This window comes from Kribbella sp. NPDC054772 (assembly GCF_053611945.1).
In genome coordinates this window covers 22,364-41,843 of the sequence record NZ_JBSHBJ010000044.1, presented here as the reverse complement: position 1 = coordinate 41,843, position 19,480 = coordinate 22,364, and the positions used below count along the sequence as shown (strand labels likewise).

Here is a 19,480-nt window from a genome sequence, read left to right as displayed (position 1 = left end):
CGTGACGGTCCTTCCGGATCGATGGTCAGGCGGGCTCGGCCGACTCGCTGGATCGCGCGGCGAGCAGCGCGCGGAGGTCGTTGCGGCGCCGGCGCTGGCGCTCGGGATCGGGCACCGGCGTCGCCATCCGCAACTGCTGCGTGTACGGGTGCTCGGGATCGTTCATGATCTTGCCGGCCGGACCGGACTCGACGATCTCGCCGTGCAGCAGCACCGCGACCCGATCGCTCATCCGGTGCACCACGGCCAGATCGTGGCTGATGAACAGGTACGCGACCCCGGTGCGCTGCTGGATCTCGGTCAGCAAGGTCAGCACCCGGTCCTGGGTGGTCATGTCGAGTGCGCTGGTGGGTTCGTCGCACACGATCAGCTTCGGGTCCAGAGCGAGCGCGCGGGCGATCGCGATCCGCTGCCGTTGCCCACCGGAGAACTCCCGCGAGTACCGCAGGCCGGCGTCGCTGGGCAGGTGAACGGCGTCCAGCAGGTCGCGTACTTTCGTCCGGCCGCTCGTGATGCCCTGGGCGCGCAGGGGTTCGACGAGGATCTCCTCGATGGTCATCGCCGGGTTCAGCGACGAGTACGGGTCCTGGAAGATCACCTGAATCCCGCGGGCGAGCCCGCGGCGCCGGCGCCGCGGCAGGTTGCTGATCGTCCGGCCGTCGAAGGCGATCGTGCCGTCGGTGACCGGAGCGAGTCCGAGCACGGCCCGTCCGATGGTGGTCTTGCCCGATCCGGACTCTCCGACCAGGCTGACCGTCTCGCCACGACCGATGCCGAGCGAGACACCGTTGATCACCTGGACCGGCTGCCGGCGCAGTCCGGGCTGGGGGAAATGGACGTGCAGGTTGTCGATCTCGAGCAGTCGGTCAGCCACGGCGATCACCTTGCTCGGCCGCGGCGATCAACGCTTTCGTGTACTCGTGTTGCGGTGACGCGAACAGTGCGCCGCAGTCTGCCGACTCGACGATCTCACCCGAACGCATCACGCTGACGGTGTCGCAGATGTCGGCCACCACGCCGAGGTTGTGCGTGACCAGGATCATCCCTAGTCCGCGCTCGTCACGCAGCCCGCGCAGGATCTCGAGTACGTCGGCCTGCACCGTCACGTCGAGTGCCGTGGTCGGCTCGTCGGCCAGGATCAGATCCGGATCGGACGCCACCGCGCCGGTGATCAACACACGCTGTGCCATCCCTCCGGAGATCTGGTGCGGGTAGGAGTCGAACACCCGTCGCGGGTCGCGGATCCCGACCGATCCGAGGAGCTCGAGCAGCTCGGCGCGGGCCTGCTGCTTGCTGATCCGCCGTACGGCGCGCAGCCCGTAGGTGAGCTGCTGCCCGACGGTCATCGTCGGGTCGAGGTTGGTCATCGGCTCCTGCGGCACGTACGCGATCCGGCGGCCGCGCATCGCCCGGAGCTCCGGCCGGCGGAGGATCTCGGCACCGTCGATCGTCACGCTGCCGCCGAGCAGGACCGCCTCCCGCGGCAGGATGTCGAGTATCGCGAAGATGGTCTGCGACTTGCCCGATCCGGACTCGCCGACCAGGCCGCGGATCTCGCCGCGCCGTACGGACAGGTCGACACCCTTGACGACCTCGGACGTGCGGCCGTCGCGGTCGGGATATCCGACTCGGAGCCCGCGGACGGTCAGGAGTTCGGCGTCGCCGGATCGTTCCGGGCGCGGTGTTTCGTTGGCCTCGACGGGCACGCTCAGCTCGAGTTGGCGCCGGGCTCGCCGGCTGAGCTCGGCGTTGCGGGTCCCGCGCTGCATCGCGTCGCGGAGTGCATTGCCCAACAGCACCAAGGCAAGCACCGTCAGGCTGATCACGACCGCCGGCCAGACGGCGGCCGACCGGTTGATGTAGATGTTGCGGAACGCCAACTGCAGCATCCCGCCCCAGGACGCCTTCTTCGGGTCGCCGAGACCGAGGAACTCCAGCCCCGCTTGGATTCCGATGCCGGCGGCGAGCACGAACGAGCTCTGGATGATCACCGGCGGACGGACCGCGCTCAATACGTGCCGGAAGATGATCCGGGTATCCGACAACCCGGCGACGTACGCGGCGTCGACGAACAGCTCGGAGCGAACCGTCGCGACGACGCCCCGGACCAGGCGGTAGTAGGTGGGGGCGATCATCAACCCGTACACCGCCATCGCGATCGTGGTCGATGTTCCGATCAACGTGTACAGCGCGATCAGCAGGATCATTCCCGGCAGCGCGATGATCGTGTCGGAAAGCCAGTTGGCGACGGTCTCGACGCGGCCGCCGTAGAAGCCGGCCAGCAGTCCGCTCGTGACGCCGACCAGCACAGACACGACCAGCACCACGAGGCAGGCGATGATGGTCGAGCTGGTTGCCCAGAGCAATCGCGACCAGATGTCGCGACCCGCGGCGTCGCCACCGAGCAGATAGTCGCCGGCGAACGGCGGCGCGTTCGTCAGCGCGGGCCGGGTCAGGTTCGGATCGTACGGCGCGATCAGCGGCGCCAGCAGACCCATCACCACGACCAACAGCAAGTAAGCGCTGCAGACCAGGCCCACGGGTTCGCGCAGCAGCGCGCGGAAGACCGACGTACGGCGGCCGCTCGGAGCCGCGATCGCTTCGGACTCGATGATGGTCTCGGCGGTCATTTGGCCCTCGCCTTCGGGTTGACCCACGCGATCACCAGGTCGGCGACGAAGTTCACCACGACCACCACCACGATCGAGAACAGCACGCAGCCCATCACCACCGGTACGTCGGAGCGCAGCGAGTTCGCGACCGTCAGGTTGCCGACGCCGGGCAACGCGAACACCTGCTCGATGATCACCGCCCCGCCCATCATCCCGACGATCTGCAGTCCGAGGATGGTCAGCCCGGGACCGGCCGCGTTCCGCAGTACGTGCCGGAAAATGATCGCGTTTTCGGACATGCCGCGGGTGCGCAGCGTCCGCACGAAGTCCTGCCGCAACACGTCGGCCACTGCGCCGCGGAACTGTTGCGCGGCGCTGGCGGTCGATCCGACCAGGATCGCCGTCCAGGGCAACGCCAGGCTGGCCATCCAGCCCGCCGGGTTCTTCAGCGAGGTGTAGCCGGTCGGCGGAAACCAGCGCACGCTGATCGCGAACGCGATGATCAGCCCGATCGCGACGATGAACTGCGGAACCGCCGCTCCGAGCACGCCCAGGAACTGCAGCACGCGATCGACCCAGCCGCCGCGTACCGCCGCCACCACGCCGACCAGCACGCTGAGCAGCGCCGTCAGCAGCATCACGACGACCATCACCGACAACGTCACCGGGATCCTGGACGCGAGCAGCCGGCTCACCGGCTCATGCGTGTAGAAGCTTTGGCCGAGATCGCCGCGGGTCAGCAGGTCTCCGAGCCAACGCCCGTACTGCGTGATCACCGGCCGATCGAGCTGCAGTTCGACGACCTTCGCGGCCACTTGATCCTGGCGGGCCTCCGGTCCCAGTACCGCGCGTGCGATGGCGGAACCGTTGCTGAACACCATGGCGTACGTAGCGAAGCTCACCACCACGAACAACCAGAGCGCCGACGCCAGCCGTTTCAGCGCGAACCTGATCATCGGCGACCCGGGCTCACTGGAAGTCCCACAGGTGTGGCGTGGTCTGGAAATAGTCGGAATTTCCGCGCAACCGGTCGTTCCGATCGATCCCGAAGTAGAACTTTCCGTTCACCCACGGCGCGAACCACGCCTCCTCGACGCAGAAACGGTTGATCGCCTGGAAGTTCTTCGTGGCCGCGTCCCCGGTCAGGGTCTGCGCCTTCGCGACCATCGCGCTCAGCCGCGGATCCACGGCTTTGCTGGTGTTCCAGACCGCGTCCGGCACCAGCGACTGGACCGTGTCGAAGAGCGGATCGGCCATCCCGATCGTCGCGAACAACACGTCGAACTGCCCGCTCAGGATGTCGTTGATCGCCTTCGGGCCGGACAACGGTTTCTCGATCACCTTGATGTTCAGCTGCCCGAGTTGCTGGATTATCAACGGGTTCGCCTGATCGGTGCTCGGGGACTGGGCCGGAATCGTCAGCTTGAAGCCCGCGGCGTACCCGGCGTCGGCCATCAGCTGCTTGGCCTTGGCGACGTCGTACGGGTACCGCGAGTCGAGGTCCTTGAGGTACGCAGGCGAGTCCGGGTGGAAGATCTGGGTCGTCGGCGTCGCCTCGCCCTGGTAGAGGCCTTTGGCGATCTCCTCACGGTTGAACACCATGTTGATCGCCTGCCGGACGCGCTTGTCCCCCAACGCCTTGGTGCGCTTGCCGTTCCGATCCATGAGGTAGAGGCCGAACCAGCTGTTCACCTTCGTCGTGACCTTGATCCCGGCGCCCTCCGCCTCGGCCGCGACTTCCCGCAGCAGGCTGGCGCCGCTGACCTGTCCGGTCCGAAGCGCGTTGATCCGGGCGTTGACGTCGGTCATCACGGTCAGCTTGAGCTTCTCGTACGGGTAGCGCGAGGCCTCCCAGTGATCCGGTCGCTTGGTGAAGGTGTAGACCGACCCGCTGGTCGTGTTGGCGGTGTCGAGCACATAAGGGCCCGAGCTGACCGGGGTGTTGTCGACGTCCTTCGACTTCAGCGCGGCCGGACTCGCAACCACGCCGGTCGAGAACGACATGAACACCGGGAGCTGACCTCTCGGCTCGGGCGACTTCAGTACGACGGTCAGGTCGTCCGGCGTCTCGATGGTCAGCCCTGCCACCCGGCTCGCGTCGGTGCCGCCACCGTTCTGCATGTTGACGATCGATGCCTTCACCGCCGCCGAGTCGACCGGATTGCCGTCCGAGAACTTCATGCCCTGGCGCAGCTTCATGGTCAGCGTCTTCGCGTCGTCGCTGAAGTCGTACGACTCGGCCGCACCTGGAACGATCTTGCCGCCGGGCTCGGCCCGGAGCAGCGTGTCGTACACGGCCATCCACCGCCACCGAACGTCACCCGCACTGGTCAGCAGCGCCGGATTCCACGAACCCGGCTCCCCCGCGAGCGCCAGGTTCAGCACACTGTGGTCGATCTTGGCGCCGCCCGCGCCCTGCTGCGTCGCCCCCACACAGCCCGAGAGCGCCGCTGTCGCGGCCGCCCCGAGGCCGGCACCCAGCACGGCTCTCCTGGAGAGCGGAACCTGATCAAGATGTCGCGTCATCGTTGCTCCTTGCAACCGATCGCAGACCGTCGGCTGATCATCGGGACCGAGGTTTTTGTATCGATTCACGACTGAACCAGGCCGATAGCGGCGCGTCAAGAGGTGACCACCGAACGTCGTGTCCACAGTCGGACAGCCACGGACGACCACGCCGGCGACCTTCCGGCGGACGTCGTGGAGTCGGCCAAGAGCCTTGGTGAGATACGGTTTATCCGCCTGGCGACGACGGTGCGGCACGATGGTCGACCGGTTCGGGCAGTCAGTCGACGGAGGTGGGTTCTGTGGCCGGGAAGGCAACGATCGGGCTCGACGCGGTGGCCCGGCATGCCGGCGTCTCGGCCGCCACCGTGTCGAATGTCTTGAATCGTCCGGAAATTGTCACCGCCAAGACCAAGGCCAAGGTCCTCGCCTCCATCGAGGCGCTGGGGTTCGTTCCCAACCGTGCCGCGGCGACCCTGCGACAGGGCCTCAGCCGGCTGGTCGGCCTGGTGGTTCCCGACATCACCAACCCCTTCTACGCCGAGATCGCGCGCGGTGTGACCGACGCCGCGGACGACGCCGGGTTCACGGTCGCGTTGTGCGTCACGCGCGACGAACCGGAACGGGAGGCCCGGCAGCTGAGCATGCTCGCCGAACAGCGTGCCGCGGGCGCACTCATCGTTCCCATCACGGCAGACCAGGGCCGGCTCCGCAGGCTGCGGGCGGTGGGCTCACGGCTCGTGCTGGTCGACCGGTTGGTGCCGACCACCGAGGGGTGCGCGGTCGCGATCGACGACGTACAGGGCGGCCGGATCGCGGTCGACCACCTGTTGTCGACGGGGCACGCCTCGATCGCGTTGATCAACGGCTCGACCACGGTGACGCAGTGCGCGAACCGGCGTACCGGAGCACGCCTTGCCTTCGAGGAGAACGGCCTCGACCCGGACACCCTCGTCGAGTACGAGGTGACCGACATGTCGATCGACGAAGGCCGCGAAATCGGCCGCCAAATGGCCGACAACGCCCTGCCGGATGCGGTTTTCTGCATCAACGACCTGTTGGCCGCGGGCCTCGTCCTCGGGCTGCACGATCGCGGCGCACGGGTACCGGAAGACGTCGCGGTGATCGGGTACGGCGACCTCGAGCCGGCCACGCACGGCATCATCGGACTGACCACCGTCGAGCAACCGAAGTACGAGCTCGGCCAGGCCGCTATGCGCATGCTTCTCGAGGAGACGACGCCCGGTCCAGGGACTCATCGGCACACCACCGTGCTGTACACGCCGAGCCTGATCATCCGCGATTCCGCGCCGGCGTCCGCGTAGACGCCGAACTCCACAGCCTCTTGCCGGGTGCCGTGGAGCGATGTTTCAATCGATTCAAATTTCGCCGGACGATTCCCCTCAGACGGACAAGGATCGACGATGCCCCCAGCGCGTGAGCTCACCGCCGACAACCTGCTCCAGCGCAAGGTCCGCCGACGGCCGCGGATCGGGTTGGTGGCCGGCGGCCTGGGCACCTACTGGCCGCAGTTCCCGGACCTGTTGCCGCAGCTCCAGGAGTCGTCGCGCTATGTCTCGGAGCGCTTCCAGCAGATGTCGGCCGACGTCACCGACGTCGGGTTCATCTCCGACGCGGTCGAAGGCGCCGCGGCGGCCGAACAGCTCCGCAAGGCCGACTGCGACCTGATCGTCCTGTTCCTGACCACGTACCTCACGTCGTCGATGGTGCTGCCGATCGCGCAGCGTTCGCACGCGCCCGTCCTGGTCATCGACCTCCAGCCGTCACCACGAATGGACCACGAGAACTTCGACACCGGCGCCTGGCTCGCGTACTGCGGTCAGTGCTCGGTACCGGAAGTCGGCAACGTGTTCCGGCGCGCCGGCATCGAGTTCCGATCGGTGTCCGGGTGGCTGCGCCAGGAAGCCGCCTGGGCGCGAATCTCGCAGTGGGTCGAGGCGGCGCGCATCCGAGCGGCCTTGCGCGAAGCACGCCATGGGCTCATGGGACACGTCTACCCCGGCATGCTCGACGTCTCGACCGATCTCACCTTGCTGCCCACCACGTTCGGGTCGCATGTCGAAGTACTCGAGTTCGATGACCTGCGGCAACGGATCGAGCGGGTCGACGACACCGCGACCACCGAACGGGTCGAGCTCGCCAAACAACTCTTCACGATCGACGACTCGGTCGTGACCGAAGACTTCGTCTGGGGCGCGCGGGTCTCGGTCGCGCTCGACCAGCTCGTCGACGACTTCGCACTCGACAGCCTCGCCTACTACCACCGCGGGCTGGACGGCGAACTCCACGAACGCATCGGCGCCGGCATGATCCTCGGCGCCTCACTGCTCACTGCCCGCGGCATCCCGACGACCGGCGAGTACGAGCTGCGGACCACGGTGGCGCAACTAGCCACCGAGGTCGCCGGCGCAGGCGGCTCCTTCTGCGAGATCCAGGCACTCAACTTCGACGACGGCGTGGTCGAGATGGGCCACGACGGCCCCGCGCACCTCGCCGTCAGCTCCCGAGACCCGCTGCTCCGCGGCCTAGGCGTTTACCACGGCAAACGCGGGTGGGGCGTCAGCGTCGAGTTCGACGTACAACCTGGCCCGGTCACCCTCCTCGGCCTCGGCCAGGACCGCGACGGCTCCCTCGCCTTCGTCGCAGCCGAAGGCATCGTGGTCCCCGGCCCACTCCTCGCGATCGGCAACACCACCAGCCGAGTCGACTTCGGCCGCGACCCCGGCGAATGGGTAGACGCCTGGAGCGCCACCGGCGTAGGCCACCACTGGTCCCTCTCCACCGGCATCCACGCCGCCAACTACAAAGCCGCCGCCTCTCTCCTGGGAATCGACTTCCGCCAGGTGTGACGTCTGGAGCATCCACCCATGTCAGCGCCACGGACTATTCTGGCGATCCATGCCGACGGCCTGGGGAATCCGCAAACGATCAGCCGGATACGACCCGCTGAAGGACCGCGCGGTGCGGATCGGTTGGGACGAAGTCGGCGACCTGGCAGAGACCGGCGCGACCCGACGCGTTCAAGGCGGCGGTAGCGCTGCAGATGCCAGAACTCGACGAGCCGTCGACCCAGCCAGCGCCGGGACTCTTTGTCGGTTCGTGCACACGATAACCGAGGGCGACGTCGTGGTCTGCCCCAATCGGGCCGACAAGACCCTGGACATCGGCAAGGTCGCGGCCGTACGAGTTTCACCCGGACAGTCAGGTCCATCTGCATTAGAGGCCAGTCACGTGGTTGCGTACTGCCGTGCCTCGCAGCGAGCTGTCAGAGGCAGCCCAGAACGAGGTCGGCGCCGCGACGACGTTGTTCGCCATTTCCCGTAGCGCTTCTCGAGAAGGTGTAGGACGTGGCGGCAGCTTCGGGGCGCCCTCAGTTGTTCAAGTACCTGCAGTCCGATCGCCGGACCGACGGCAGCTACGGGGCCTTGCGTGACGTCGGCCCGTTCACGGTGCCGGGGACATTCAACCGCGGCCTCCGGCCCGAGGCACGTTCCCTCATCGCCCGCGCGTACGGCGAGGAGTTCGATCTGGAGCCGCCCTTCCCTCACACGTTCGCAGGCGTACCAATTGTCAACAATCTCGGCTCGTGGTTCGTCTCCTGGGAGAACGTACGCGGCCCGCACGATGTCGACGCCTTGTGGGAGCTGTCCCGCGCCGCCATCGCCTACGCCGCGAAGCCACCGAGGAGACACGCGAACGACTCGTCGCCGCCTTCGACGCCTGGGCAACCGTGAGCACGCGCAAGCTGAGCATGGGCATCTACTGGATCCGGCCGCACACGTTCGCGACGACGGCTGCTTCATCCCGACCGCCGACCTCGAGCCGATGATCGAGCGACTGCGATCCCGCAAGAACATCGTCCTTCAGGGACCACCCGGAACGGGGACGACCTGGCTCGCCCGTCGGCTCGGGTGGTCACTGTGCGAGGTACGCGAAATGACGTTGTGATGCTCCAGTGCAGGTGGCGTCCCTGCGTGACGGCCCAGCCGGCCGGGCGAGGCAATCATGTCGGTGTCGAGCATCATGTCGGTCCGCGCAACCTCGTCATCGGACAGGTGGGCGACGTAGTACTGCAAGCCGACAGGCCGTCCTCCTCGCCGCCGAACCACAGGACACCTCAGGCGTCCACCGAACATCCGGCCCATCATCAAAGGTCCGGCAGCGAGACGATCAGGGTCTGACCAGTCTGAGGACGCCGATCATGATTTTGTTGCCGTCGGACCGTACGTTGGCCATCGTGGTCACGAGGGTTCGGTCTCCGGTGACCTCGATCGCGCCCCAGTACCCCTTGCCCGGCAGGAATGCCACCGCATCGCCGAAGTCGCGGGCCTCGCTGTCGCCCAGGCGGATGTATTGGCGGGAAGCCTGGTTGTAGGCCAGGACCGACTCACCGGACCGGAATCGCCCGAGATACGGGCCGGCGCCGAGGAAGAGGTTGTTCTGCCGATCGGCCGGTCCGGTCTCGTCCATGCCCAGCTTGTCCGGCCAGTTTTGCGCGGTGTAGGCCAACGAGATCATGTAATCACCGTTGGCCAGATGGGACTCCATCGCGAGCGCGATCCGGCCGGGATGGGTCTGCAGCGCACTGGGCATCTGGTCGGTGAACATCTTGACGCCGGCGTCGGTGGTCTTGGTGTACTGCTGAGCAACGCGATCGGCGGCGTACGGGGACTCGGTCACGTTCGGCGTCCACGTCCGGCCTCGGTCGTGGGATCGGATGATCGCGACGCCGGTCGACCCCGAGACGTTCTCGAGCACCCGCTTCGGCGCGGTGTGGGTGAAGTACACCTGGACCTCACCGGTCTCGGTCTGGTGCACGAACGGCTCCCAGTTGGCGCCGACATAGATCACCTGCTCGGGCTGCCAGGTCCGGCCGTTGTCGGTACTGCGGCGCAGCATCAGCCCGTCGAGCTTCATGTTGGTACTGAAGCCGCGATTCGCCCGGAACGAGCACACCGCGAGGATGTCACCGTTGTCCAACACCCGCGCGTCCCCGGAGGAGTAGCACTGGTCGTCCGCGCCGTCGAGGATCTTGTGCGTTGCGAACAGCAACTGCGGCTTGGCCCACTGCTTCAGATCGGAGCTGGTCGTCCAGTAAATGCTCCACGCCTGCGGAGAGGTTTGGTAGAAGAGGATGTAGCGACCGTCACGCATCCGCTTGATCCGCGCGTAATGGGCGGTTTGCGTGTTGAGGAAGTCGGCGTCGAGCTCGACGTACCTCGAGGCGTCCATCTCCAGCGATGCGACGCGGCGGGGAGACCTGCCGGCGGCCTGCGCCGGCGCAGGTGATCCGGCCAGGAGCGGCGCTCCGATCGCGGCGACAGAACCTGCAAGGACGTGACGGCGGGCGATCCTGCGTTCGGGTGACGGCATTGTCTGGCTCCCTTGTCAGAAGGTGTGGGCGGTGCACGAGAGTGCATGGCCGGAGAGCTGGTACAGCGCTGTACTAGACAGGCTGGTACAGCGCTGTACCACTGTCAAGACGATGGCCGCAGTTGATTGCCGCCCGGCGCGCGCACGGTCCGCTACGATCGGCCGCACAGGCGGCGAGGGAGGTCGGATGGGTACGCCGCGGTTGACCGACGTCGCGGTCCGCGCGGGGGTCTCGATGAAGACGGTCTCGAACGTCGTCAACGGAACGGGATCCGCCTCGCCGGCGACGCGCGCCCGCGTCCAGGCAGCGATCGACGAGCTCGGGTACCGCCCCAACGTCACCGCGCGACGACTGGCCACCGGCCAGACCGGGACGATCTCCGTCGCGGTCTCGTCGGTCACGGTGCCCTACTTCGCCGAGATCTCGAACCTTCTCGACCGCGCTGCCCGCAAGCTCCACCTTCGAGTGGTGATCGAGCAGACGCACGGCGATCGCAGCAACGAGTTGGCGATCCTCGACGAGCGGGAACGCGGCCTGGTCGACGGCGTGATCTTTCACCCGGTAGCCCTGACCAGCGACGATCTCGCGGACCGCAGTCCAGGATTTCCCTTGGTACTGCTCGGCGAAGGCCCTGCCCCTGCAGCGATCGACCACGTCATGATCGACAACGAGATCGCTGCGCGCGAGGTGACGACGCATCTGATCACCAGAGGATGCCGGCAGATCGCCTTCCTCGGGGTCGAAGGTCCCGAGCTGACACACACCACCGGCCAGCGCTTCGCGGGATACCGACAAGCACTCAAAGCGGCACGTCTGCGAGCAGACCGTCGACGCTACCTGCAGGTCAAGCACTACTCGGCCGACGAAGGGTACCGAGCCGTCATCGACGCGATCGACCACGGCGTTACCCTCGACGGAATCGTTTGCAGGGACGACTCACTCGCCGCGGGAGCCCTGCATGCACTGCACAGCCGACAGATCGCAGTACCAGGCGAGGTGGCCGTGACCGGCTGGGACGACATCATCGTCTCCCGGCACCTCTGGCCTCCGCTCACCACAGTCGGGGCGAACAAGACCGACATCGCTCAGACCGCTCTGCGCCTGCTCACCGAGCGCGTCCAGGGTTACAAAGGACCTGGACGCCACGAGCTCGTCACGTCACAACTGGTCGAGCGTGAAAGTACCGCCAGGTGACTGGTTCGTGTGCCTCAGCGGCGGAAGCGAGCGACGTACGCTCGACCTGCCGAGCCAGTCATGTCAACGGTCAGCGACACCGACGACTGGTGACATGAGGCGTGCACCTTGGCGTCACCGCCGACGTGCTTCCGAGCCGGCACAGCCACTTCCACGGTGACGTTGCCGGTCAGCAGTTGTGTCGGATCGCAGATGGCCACGCTGAGCTCATCGCGTCGGTCACTGACAACCACCGATGCTGTGCGGTCGACGGAGATGCCACCGACCGGCGGCGTGCCGGGCGCCCAGAAGTTCGCCATCGTCAGACCTAGGTCGCGGTGCTTCGCGGCTTGGACCGCGGGCGTGTTCGCCAGCACTTCCACCACGTTGCGCCGGGCGAAGTGTTCGGTGTCTGCGCGGGACGCCGCGGGTAGCTGCACGTAGGCATAGCGCGCGTCGGTCGGATCGGTGCCGTGGTCGACCCACAGGGTCACGAAGCGCCGTGTGTAGAGCGTTGGGTCCTCGTAGACCCCACGCTGGTCCATGTCGGTCCAGCGGCCCGACCGATCCTCGCGAAGGATGTTGAGATCGGTCCGCTCCGGGAAGACGTAGCCGCCGACCTCGTCGAGATGGACCCAACCCACGCGCTGGCGAGCCGAGGTGGCATCCGGGGCGGAGTTCGTTGCGCGTCCATCGACGGTGAGCCGAGCGGTACCGGACTCGCCGACGTTCCGGTTCTCGATCACCGTCTCGACGCCGTAGCCATCGGTGCTGGAGATCCCGGCGCCGAGGCAGACCACCGCATCGTCCATACAGAACCACGATTTGTTGCCGCGCAGCGTCTGTCCTTTCGGGTTCAGCTGCAGGCCCACCGCGGCGCGGTCGTCGAGCACCGCGCCGCCGGCCCACTCGTTGAAGGTGTACCGCGCGACGCCAGGCTGCGGCGTACGACGGTCCCTCGTGATTCCGGGGATGCGGGATTTGTCAGCCGTCGGCCAGTACATGTCCGCCCAGTGCCCGCGCTGATCCGGCAGGTAGACGTAGACCGCGCCTTCGCCGGTGTACCAGCCCTTCAGGTTCTCCTGGTTCGCGGTCTCGAAGGAATAGATGGCGTGCCGATTCATCGCGATGGCGTAGGCGAAACCAGGTCGCCGGTGGACCGCGCGGGCCATCGACGTGGCGACCCTTGTCGTCACCAGTTCGTCAGCGGCCGGGATCGACGTGTCGGCCAGCACCGCGCGGGCCTGGACGATCGACGGGATCCGGATCTGCTCGATCGGGATGGGGTCGTAGGTGAAGAACGGCTGGAACGTGTCGTCGGTCAGGTAGGCCTTGACCTGCGACTTCAGCGCCCGGGCCTGCTCTTCCGGGAACGCCTGCGCCAGTTGGAGCAGGGTGGCCGTGGTGAGCCGGCCGATGCGTTGGTCCGTCTCGTAGAAGCGCGAAAGCGCTCGGCCCCGAGTCATGTCCATGAACGCCCCGTCGTACATCCAGGGCCGGTAGTTGTCCTGCACCCAATTGATCACGCGGTCGATCGCCTCGGGAGTGAAGGCCCAGGCCGTCCCGCGCGCCGCGACGAGGCCGTAGGTCAGATACTGCAGCAGCGAGACGCCGTAACTACCGTTGTACGAGAAATGGTTGTGCTGGATGAAGCCGCCGTCGGTGTAGAACCCGTCTCCGCTGCTCGAGTACGGAAACATGCCTGCCCAGGCGGACTTGGCGAGGCTCAGCGTGTTCGCGTCCCGGCTCAACGCGCCCCGCAGCAGGGTGACCGCCGAGGTCCAGTTCAGATTCGCGCTCGTGGCCGGCCCCGACCCGATGACGCGCGGATCGGGCTCGTAGCGCGCGATTGCCGCCATGGCTGTGGCGATCCGGTCCGCCGAGAGGTCGTCGTACATCAGGACGCAGAAATCGTTGAGTGCCAACGGGATGCCGATCTGCCAATCCCACCAGCCGCCGTAGATGGCGGTCACCCCGTACTTGTTCGCGAGGAACCAGTCGAATGCCGACACCAGGTCCGCGGTCAAGCCGGGGTCGCCGGACAGGTTCGACCCGGGAGATTTGAGCGCCAGCGCGAGTTGTCGCAACCTGCCGATGTTGTTGCGCTGAACCGCGGGAATCGTGCTGCTGTCCAGATCAGCCCACAGATACGAGCGCGAGGACGACGTGTCCATCGTGCGCCACAGCTCCCCCGCACGAGCCGCGGAGTCCTCCACGTACTGGGCGACAACCGGATCATCGGCATCCGGCGCGACCAGCGTCTCGAGCCACTGCAGTCTGACGGTGTCGAAATCAGTCGCCGCCGTGGCTGTCGTGTTGGCGGAGGCGGGCGCCGGAGGTCCGGCGGCCACACCTCCGAGAGAGAGCGGAACCACCGCGGCCCCCTTCAAGAGATGCCGCCGGGAGACGCCGGGCGTGGACGACGGGTCGGACATGAGTCACCTCAGAGACGTCGACGTTCATCGGTCGAGCACCCCATGCAACCCTGCTCCACTCCGCAGGTCAAGACGATAATACCTATTAGCACAGAGGCGTCGAGCGGTTCTGCCCAGACGTATCACCGCCCCCGGCATGGATGCCGGGGGCGGTGATCTGTCGGGCGGGTCAGCGGTCGCCGGCTCGCGGTTGGGTGGCGTGTACGGACGTTCACGCCGTGGATGTACTCGGACCTCGAAACACTGCAGCTCGGGTTCTTCGACGAACTGCGGGAGGCGCTCCCGGACGACCACCAGTGGAACCTGACGCGGGAACGTATCGCGAAGCTCGCGCTGGCCGTCAGCCCGGCGGCGAAGGTCCACGGGGTCGACGCCAGCAAAGTCGTTCAAGCGAGTGCGCAGAAGTGGGGCGGCCTGAGCGCCGACGCCATCAAGCGGAAGGCCGAAACCGCACTGGAGAAGTCGGGTCTGCCGATTCTCATGGTGCTCGACGACATCGATCGGCTCACGCCTGCCGAACTGCTGCTCGTCTTCAAGCTCATCCGGGTCGCGGGCCGGCTGCCGAACGTCTACTACCTCATCGCGTACGACGAGCAGACCGTCCTCGACCTGCTCTCGAACACGGACCTGATCGACCGCGAACGCAGCACCGCCCGGGCACGCGACTACCTGGAGAAGATCGTCCAGATCCGCCTCGACATCCCACCATTGCGCGCCCAGGACGCATCAGACCTACTCAACCGGGAACTCGCGCGGTTCTTGATGACTCAGCACCTCGACGGCCGGGTCGACCTCGTCGAACGCTTCACGTCCGTGTACTACGACCACCTCATCGATCGGCTGAACACGCCACGGGCGATCCGGCGCTATGTGTCGCAGCTGGAAGCACTGTACGGTCGGCTCGCGACGGACGTCGACCTCGCCGACTTCATGCTGCTCACCTGGCTGCGCATCGCCGAGCCGGCGCTGTACCGGCTTATCCCTCGGCACCGTGCGGACCTGACCGGAACGATCTCGGGAAGGCACGAGATCGCCGATTTCGAGATCGAGGTCGACGCCACCTACAGGATCTCGAAGTGGCAGGACCGTCTGCGCGCAGCGGGAGTCGCGAACGAGGACCATCGCGCAGTGCTCGCCGTCCTGGGGCAGCTGTTCCCCCGGATCGGCCTCGCTCAGCGAGGCGCGTCACAGCCCGTCGACGACTCGACCATGGACTTCGTCCATCGACGCAAGGGCGTCGCCCACACGGACTTCTTCGACCGGTACTTCGCCATCGGCATTCCACCCGACGACCTCTCCGACATCGACGTGTCCGAGGCTCTTGACGATCTGTTTCGAGGGGCGGAACTCAAGGCCCCAGTCCGGTTCGCCCTCGTCAATGACACGGCAAGGGTGCTCCGAAAGTTTGATGCCGTGCGACCGCTCGACCTCTTCCCGATTGCCCCACTGATCACGTTCCTGGTCGATCTGTATCAAACTCTGCCCGACCAACCAGACGTCGTCCTCAGCAGCCGAGATGCCATCCGGGCGCACCTCGAAAGGGTTCTTCCGGCGGTTATCGCGTCGCCCGACAAAGAGCACCACGACCTGATCGAGAGTATGAAGTCGACAGATACCGGCCTGATGCTTCTCACGAACGCAGTCGCGCAGGCTGTCATGCGGGGAACGGCACAGCCGTGGCTGGACGAGCACAAGTCCTCGGTCCGCGACGCCGTCTCGTCGCGGCTCGCGCGAGAGACGTCCGCGCAATCGGTCGACGATATCCTCTGGCGGTCCTTCTGGGCGTGGCACATCGTCGACGAACAGGCAGCCGAGGCCTGGATCCGCGACCAGATCAGCGGTGGACGGTGGACCTTGTCCGAGACGGCTGCATGCCTGTTCGCAACGATGTGGCCCTCCGTCGGCAGCGATCCGCAGGGAGAACTGCGATTGGCCGCGATCCGCGACGTACTCGGCATGGAGAGCGTGGCCGAGTTGATCCGCCACCTCGACCCCGAGATTTCCTCCGCGGGTGCCACCTGAACCCGGAGTGGTTGAATCTTCACTCTGGGTGATCGCCGGTTGTTTACCCGGCGAACATCTGGCGTGCTTGCAGGATTGGAACTCGCGCGGTGCGGGGGTCGCAGGATTGGGCGCGGCCCTGAGGGGTGCAGCAGGGCCGTCCATCCCTGTGAGGAGGAATCGTGATACGGAAGCGCATCGCGGCCATGGTCGTGGCGGTTGCGGCAGTTGTCGCGTCGGCCATGGTAGTCACCACCCACTCGCCCACCGCGCAGGCGGCGACGACGGTGCCGGTGTTCGACCACATCGTGCTGGTGATGTTCGAGAACCACGCGTACTCGCAGATCAACGGGAGCTCCGGCGCCCCGACGTTCAACAGCCTCGCGAGCCAGGGGGCGAAGTTCACCCAGGCGTACGGCGTCACTCACCCCAGCGAGCCCAACTACCTGGCCATCTTCTCGGGGAAGACCCAGGGCGTCACCGATGACAGCTGCCCGCACACGTTCAGCGGGGACAACCTCGGCAACCAGCTGATCAGCGCCGGCAAGACCTTCAAGGGGTACTCCGAAAGCATGCCCTCCGACGGCTACACCGGCTGCTCGAGCGGCACGTATCGGCGCAAGCACAACGGCTGGGTCAACTTCAGCAACGTGCCGTCGTCCAGCAACCTGATGTACGCCGACTTCCCGAGCTCGGCCAACTACGCCGGCCTCCCGACCGTGTCGTTCGTGAGCCCGAACATGTGCAACGACATGCACGACTGCTCGGTCGGCACCGGTGACACCTGGCTGAAGAACAACCTGAACGCCTACGCGACCTGGGCGAAGACCCACAACAGCCTGCTGATCATCACCTTCGACGAGGACAACGGCGGTTCGTCGAACCACATCTTCACCGCGTTCGTCGGCGCTCACACCCAGGTCGGAACCTTCTCCAACCAGATCAACCACTACAACGTCCTGAGCACCATCGAGAGCGCGTACGGACTGAGCCACCTCAACTCGGCGTCCGAGATCACCAACGTCTGGAACTGATCTCGCCGGAATCACCCGCTCGTGGACCCGTTCCACGAGCGGGTGTCCGCCCACTCGTCGGAGGTGACTCTCGTGTACCTGTCCTCGATCGACCGTCCGCACACCGCGGACCCGTCCCGCAGGCGCGCACTGCTCCTGCTGAGCGGCAACGTCTTCGCGCTCGGCGCCGTCAGCCTGATCACCGACATCTCCTCGGAGATGGTGACCGCGGTGCTGCCCGTCTACCTGATGGTCGGACTGCATCTCAGTCCTGCTGTGTACGGCGCGGTCGACGGCACGTACACCGGCGCGACCGCACTCCTTCGGCTGGTCGGAGGGTACGTCGCCGACCGAGCACGCCGGCGCAAGTTCATCGCCGGCCTCGGCTACGGGTTGTCGGCCGCCGCCAAACTCGGCCTACTTGCTGCGGGCAACAGTGTCGGCGCGATCGGCGCTGTGATCGCGGTCGACCGTACCGGCAAGGGCCTGCGCACGGCACCACGCGACGCGCTGATCACGTTGTCCACCCCGCCGCAGTTGTACGGGCGTGCCTTCGGCGTCCACCGGATGATGGACACGATCGGGGCGTTCGCCGGACCGCTGGTCGCCCTGGGCATCCTGACGGCCACCACCCAGGCGTACGACGCGGTTTTCGTGGCGAGCTTCTGCATCGCGGCATTCGGCGTACTCGTGCTGGCGCTGTTCGTGCGCGATCACCGCAACGAACAGGCACCGAAGAGTACGGTGAGCCCCTCGGCTCTGGGCGGTCTGCTGCGGATGCCGCGGGTACGACGGCTCGTGCTGGCCGCATGCCTGGCCGGGCTGGTCACCATCGGCGACGGCTTCGTCTATCTCCTGCTCCAACGCCGCGAAGCATTGAGCATCACCTGGTTCCCGCTGCTCGCCGTGGGCACCAACCTCTCCTATCTCTTGCTGGCCGCACCCCTGGGCGTCCTGGCCGACAAGGTTGGGCGGCTCAAGGTCGTCGTAGCCGGCTACACCGCGCTGATGCTGGTGTACCTGTTGCTGTTCGGGCCGCTCGGCGGTTGGCCCTTGCTGGTCGTCGTACTGGCGCTGTACGGCGTGTTCTACGCATCCACGGACGGAGTGCTGATGGCGCTCGCTGGACCGGTCCTTCCCGAGGGACTGCGCACGACGGGAATCGCCCTGATCCAAACCGGACAAGCCTTGTCGTACGTCGCCTCCTCGGTGCTGTTCGGGATCGCCTGGACGGCTTGGGGACCAGCCGACGCGTCCCGGATCGCAGCGGCGCTGGCTGCCGCGGCCGTATTCGTGGTTGCGTTCCTGCTGCGCGGCATCTCCGCCACGGAGCAGTCGGCATGACGCGGCGGACAGTGCTCGTCCTCGTCGGCGCGCTAGTGCTTGCCACTGTCGCAGTCGGGTACGGCGTGTTCACGAACGGCCGCGAGCAGCCGACGGTGGCCGCGGCTAATACGCTGAGCCTCACCGGCCCGCGGATCATGTTCCGCAGTACTGCACCGGACAGCAAGGGCCGCCTTGCTCTGGTGGCCAAGGACAACCCCGGCGGGCCACGTTCGGTGTCGGCGCTGACCTGCCTGCGGGTCTACGCCGCCGGCGGCACCGGAACCTGTCTGCGCCAGGACGGTGCCCTGGCCACATTCCAGATCGCCATCCTCGACCAGAACCTCACCGTGAAGAAAGCGATCCCGTTGGTCGGCGTACCGAACCGCACGCGAGTCTCCGCCGACGGACGCCTCGTGGCGTGGACGGTGTTCGTCGCCGGCGACTCCTACAACAACGGCCGCTTCTCCACCCGGGCCGGTTTGATCGACCTCAAGACCGAGGACATGGTCGACTCACTCGAGTTCCTCTCGGTGACGCTGGACGGCCACCCCTACACCGCTCCCGACCTCAACTTCTGGGGCATCACCTTCGCTGCCGACGACAACCGCTTCTACGCCACGATGTCCACCGCCGGACACCGCTACCTGGTGGAAGGCGACATCGCGGCGAAGACCGTCCACACCATCGCGAAGAACGTCGAGTGCCCGTCCTTGTCCCCTGACGGCAAGCGCATCGCCTTCAAGTCCGCGATCGACGACACCCCATCGAAGGGATGGAGGCTGTCAGTCCTTGACCTGGCCACAGGGACGAGAACCCCACTCGCCGAAGCCCGCAGCGTCGACGACCAACCTGCGTGGCTCGACGCCAACACCATCGTCTACGCCGTCCCGGACGGCCCCGACGACTCCAACATCTGGTCAGTCCCCGCCAATGGCACCGGCGCCCCACACCTCGTGATCCCCCACGCCGAGTCCCCAGCCGCACTCGGCTGACCAGTAGCCGCTCCCACGATCATAAGCG

General features: G+C 66.6%; 13 protein-coding genes and 1 pseudogene. 8 read left to right on the top strand and 6 right to left on the bottom strand.

Annotation, left to right across the window (positions count from 1 at the left end; genetic code table 11):
- Positions 1 to 25: 25 nt before the first annotated feature.
- The 4 genes from ACWGID_RS38210 to ACWGID_RS38195 are packed head-to-tail and all read right to left on the bottom strand — an operon-like array spanning position 26 to position 5,138.
- Positions 26 to 874: an ATP-binding cassette domain-containing protein gene (locus ACWGID_RS38210; RefSeq protein WP_452204255.1), complete on the bottom strand. Its 849-nt coding sequence runs from the start codon at positions 872 to 874 to the stop codon at positions 26 to 28.
- On the bottom strand, positions 867 to 2,630 hold the full coding sequence (locus ACWGID_RS38205) for a dipeptide/oligopeptide/nickel ABC transporter permease/ATP-binding protein (RefSeq protein ID WP_452204254.1): 1,764 nt from the start codon (positions 2,628 to 2,630) through the stop codon (positions 867 to 869). Before ACWGID_RS38205 ends, ACWGID_RS38210 begins: the two co-directional genes overlap by 8 nt.
- A complete protein-coding gene (locus tag ACWGID_RS38200) occupies positions 2,627 to 3,568 on the bottom strand; it encodes an ABC transporter permease (protein WP_452204253.1) in 942 nt (313 codons plus the stop codon). The genes ACWGID_RS38205 and ACWGID_RS38200 overlap by 4 nt, the downstream gene beginning before the upstream one ends.
- Before the next feature lie 13 nt (positions 3,569 to 3,581).
- Positions 3,582 to 5,138, bottom strand: a complete 1,557-nt coding sequence (locus ACWGID_RS38195) for an ABC transporter substrate-binding protein (protein WP_452204252.1) — start codon at positions 5,136 to 5,138, stop codon at positions 3,582 to 3,584.
- A gap of 281 nt (positions 5,139 to 5,419) precedes the next feature.
- On the opposite strand from ACWGID_RS38195, the gene ACWGID_RS38190 reads away from it, so the two are divergent.
- The 3 genes from ACWGID_RS38190 (at position 5,420) to ACWGID_RS38180 (ending at position 8,872) form a co-directional block, all read left to right on the top strand.
- Positions 5,420 to 6,442: a LacI family DNA-binding transcriptional regulator gene (locus ACWGID_RS38190; RefSeq protein WP_452204251.1), complete on the top strand. Its 1,023-nt coding sequence runs from the start codon at positions 5,420 to 5,422 to the stop codon at positions 6,440 to 6,442.
- A 99-nt stretch (positions 6,443 to 6,541) separates the two neighbouring features.
- Positions 6,542 to 7,987 (top strand): arabinose isomerase, encoded by a 1,446-nt coding sequence (locus ACWGID_RS38185; protein ID WP_452204250.1) that lies wholly within the window; start codon positions 6,542 to 6,544, stop codon positions 7,985 to 7,987.
- Positions 7,988 to 8,485: 498 nt separating this feature from the next.
- The gene (locus ACWGID_RS38180) at positions 8,486 to 8,872 is read left to right on the top strand and encodes a hypothetical protein (protein ID WP_452204249.1); all 387 of its coding nucleotides are present in this window, start codon (positions 8,486 to 8,488) and stop codon (positions 8,870 to 8,872) included.
- A 436-nt stretch (positions 8,873 to 9,308) separates the two neighbouring features.
- On the opposite strand, the gene ACWGID_RS38175 is transcribed toward ACWGID_RS38180, so the two are convergent.
- A complete protein-coding gene (locus ACWGID_RS38175) occupies positions 9,309 to 10,511 on the bottom strand; it encodes an exo-alpha-sialidase (RefSeq protein WP_452204248.1) in 1,203 nt (400 codons plus the stop codon).
- Between the two features lie 187 nt (positions 10,512 to 10,698).
- Between ACWGID_RS38175 and ACWGID_RS38170 the strand changes: the two genes are divergently transcribed.
- Complete coding sequence (locus tag ACWGID_RS38170) at positions 10,699 to 11,706, top strand: LacI family DNA-binding transcriptional regulator (protein ID WP_452204247.1); 1,008 nt, start codon at positions 10,699 to 10,701, stop codon at positions 11,704 to 11,706.
- A gap of 14 nt (positions 11,707 to 11,720) precedes the next feature.
- On the opposite strand, the gene ACWGID_RS38165 is transcribed toward ACWGID_RS38170, so the two are convergent.
- Positions 11,721 to 14,060, bottom strand: a complete 2,340-nt coding sequence (locus tag ACWGID_RS38165; protein WP_452204246.1) for a polysaccharide lyase 8 family protein — start codon at positions 14,058 to 14,060, stop codon at positions 11,721 to 11,723.
- 273 nt (positions 14,061 to 14,333) lie between these two features.
- Between ACWGID_RS38165 and ACWGID_RS38160 the strand changes: the two are divergent.
- The 4 genes and pseudogenes from ACWGID_RS38160 to ACWGID_RS38145 form a co-directional block, all read left to right on the top strand.
- Positions 14,334 to 16,142 (top strand): annotated as a pseudogene (locus ACWGID_RS38160) (KAP family P-loop NTPase fold protein); the annotation flags it as partial.
- A gap of 161 nt (positions 16,143 to 16,303) precedes the next feature.
- The gene (locus ACWGID_RS38155) at positions 16,304 to 17,155 is read left to right on the top strand and encodes an alkaline phosphatase family protein (RefSeq protein WP_452204245.1); all 852 of its coding nucleotides are present in this window, start codon (positions 16,304 to 16,306) and stop codon (positions 17,153 to 17,155) included.
- Between the two features lie 21 nt (positions 17,156 to 17,176).
- A complete protein-coding gene (locus tag ACWGID_RS38150) occupies positions 17,177 to 18,478 on the top strand; it encodes an MFS transporter (protein ID WP_452204244.1) in 1,302 nt (433 codons plus the stop codon).
- Positions 18,475 to 19,452, top strand: a complete 978-nt coding sequence (locus tag ACWGID_RS38145; RefSeq protein WP_452204243.1) for a hypothetical protein — start codon at positions 18,475 to 18,477, stop codon at positions 19,450 to 19,452. Before ACWGID_RS38150 ends, ACWGID_RS38145 begins: the two co-directional genes overlap by 4 nt.
- Positions 19,453 to 19,480 lie beyond the last annotated feature (28 nt).

Excerpts from the sequence above, each read along its gene's own strand:
- ACWGID_RS38205 (WP_452204254.1), bottom strand. The coding sequence starts at position 2,630 with ATGACCGCCGAGACCATCATCGAGTCCGAAGCGATCGCGGCTCCGAGC.
- ACWGID_RS38145 (WP_452204243.1), top strand. The coding sequence starts at position 18,475 with ATGACGCGGCGGACAGTGCTCGTCCTCGTCGGCGCGCTAGTGCTTGCC.
- ACWGID_RS38175 (WP_452204248.1), bottom strand. The coding sequence starts at position 10,511 with ATGCCGTCACCCGAACGCAGGATCGCCCGCCGTCACGTCCTTGCAGGT.
- ACWGID_RS38195 (WP_452204252.1), bottom strand. The coding sequence starts at position 5,138 with ATGACGCGACATCTTGATCAGGTTCCGCTCTCCAGGAGAGCCGTGCTG.
- ACWGID_RS38170 (WP_452204247.1), top strand. The coding sequence starts at position 10,699 with ATGGGTACGCCGCGGTTGACCGACGTCGCGGTCCGCGCGGGGGTCTCG.
- ACWGID_RS38200 (WP_452204253.1), bottom strand. The coding sequence starts at position 3,568 with ATGATCAGGTTCGCGCTGAAACGGCTGGCGTCGGCGCTCTGGTTGTTC.
- ACWGID_RS38185 (WP_452204250.1), top strand. The coding sequence starts at position 6,542 with ATGCCCCCAGCGCGTGAGCTCACCGCCGACAACCTGCTCCAGCGCAAG.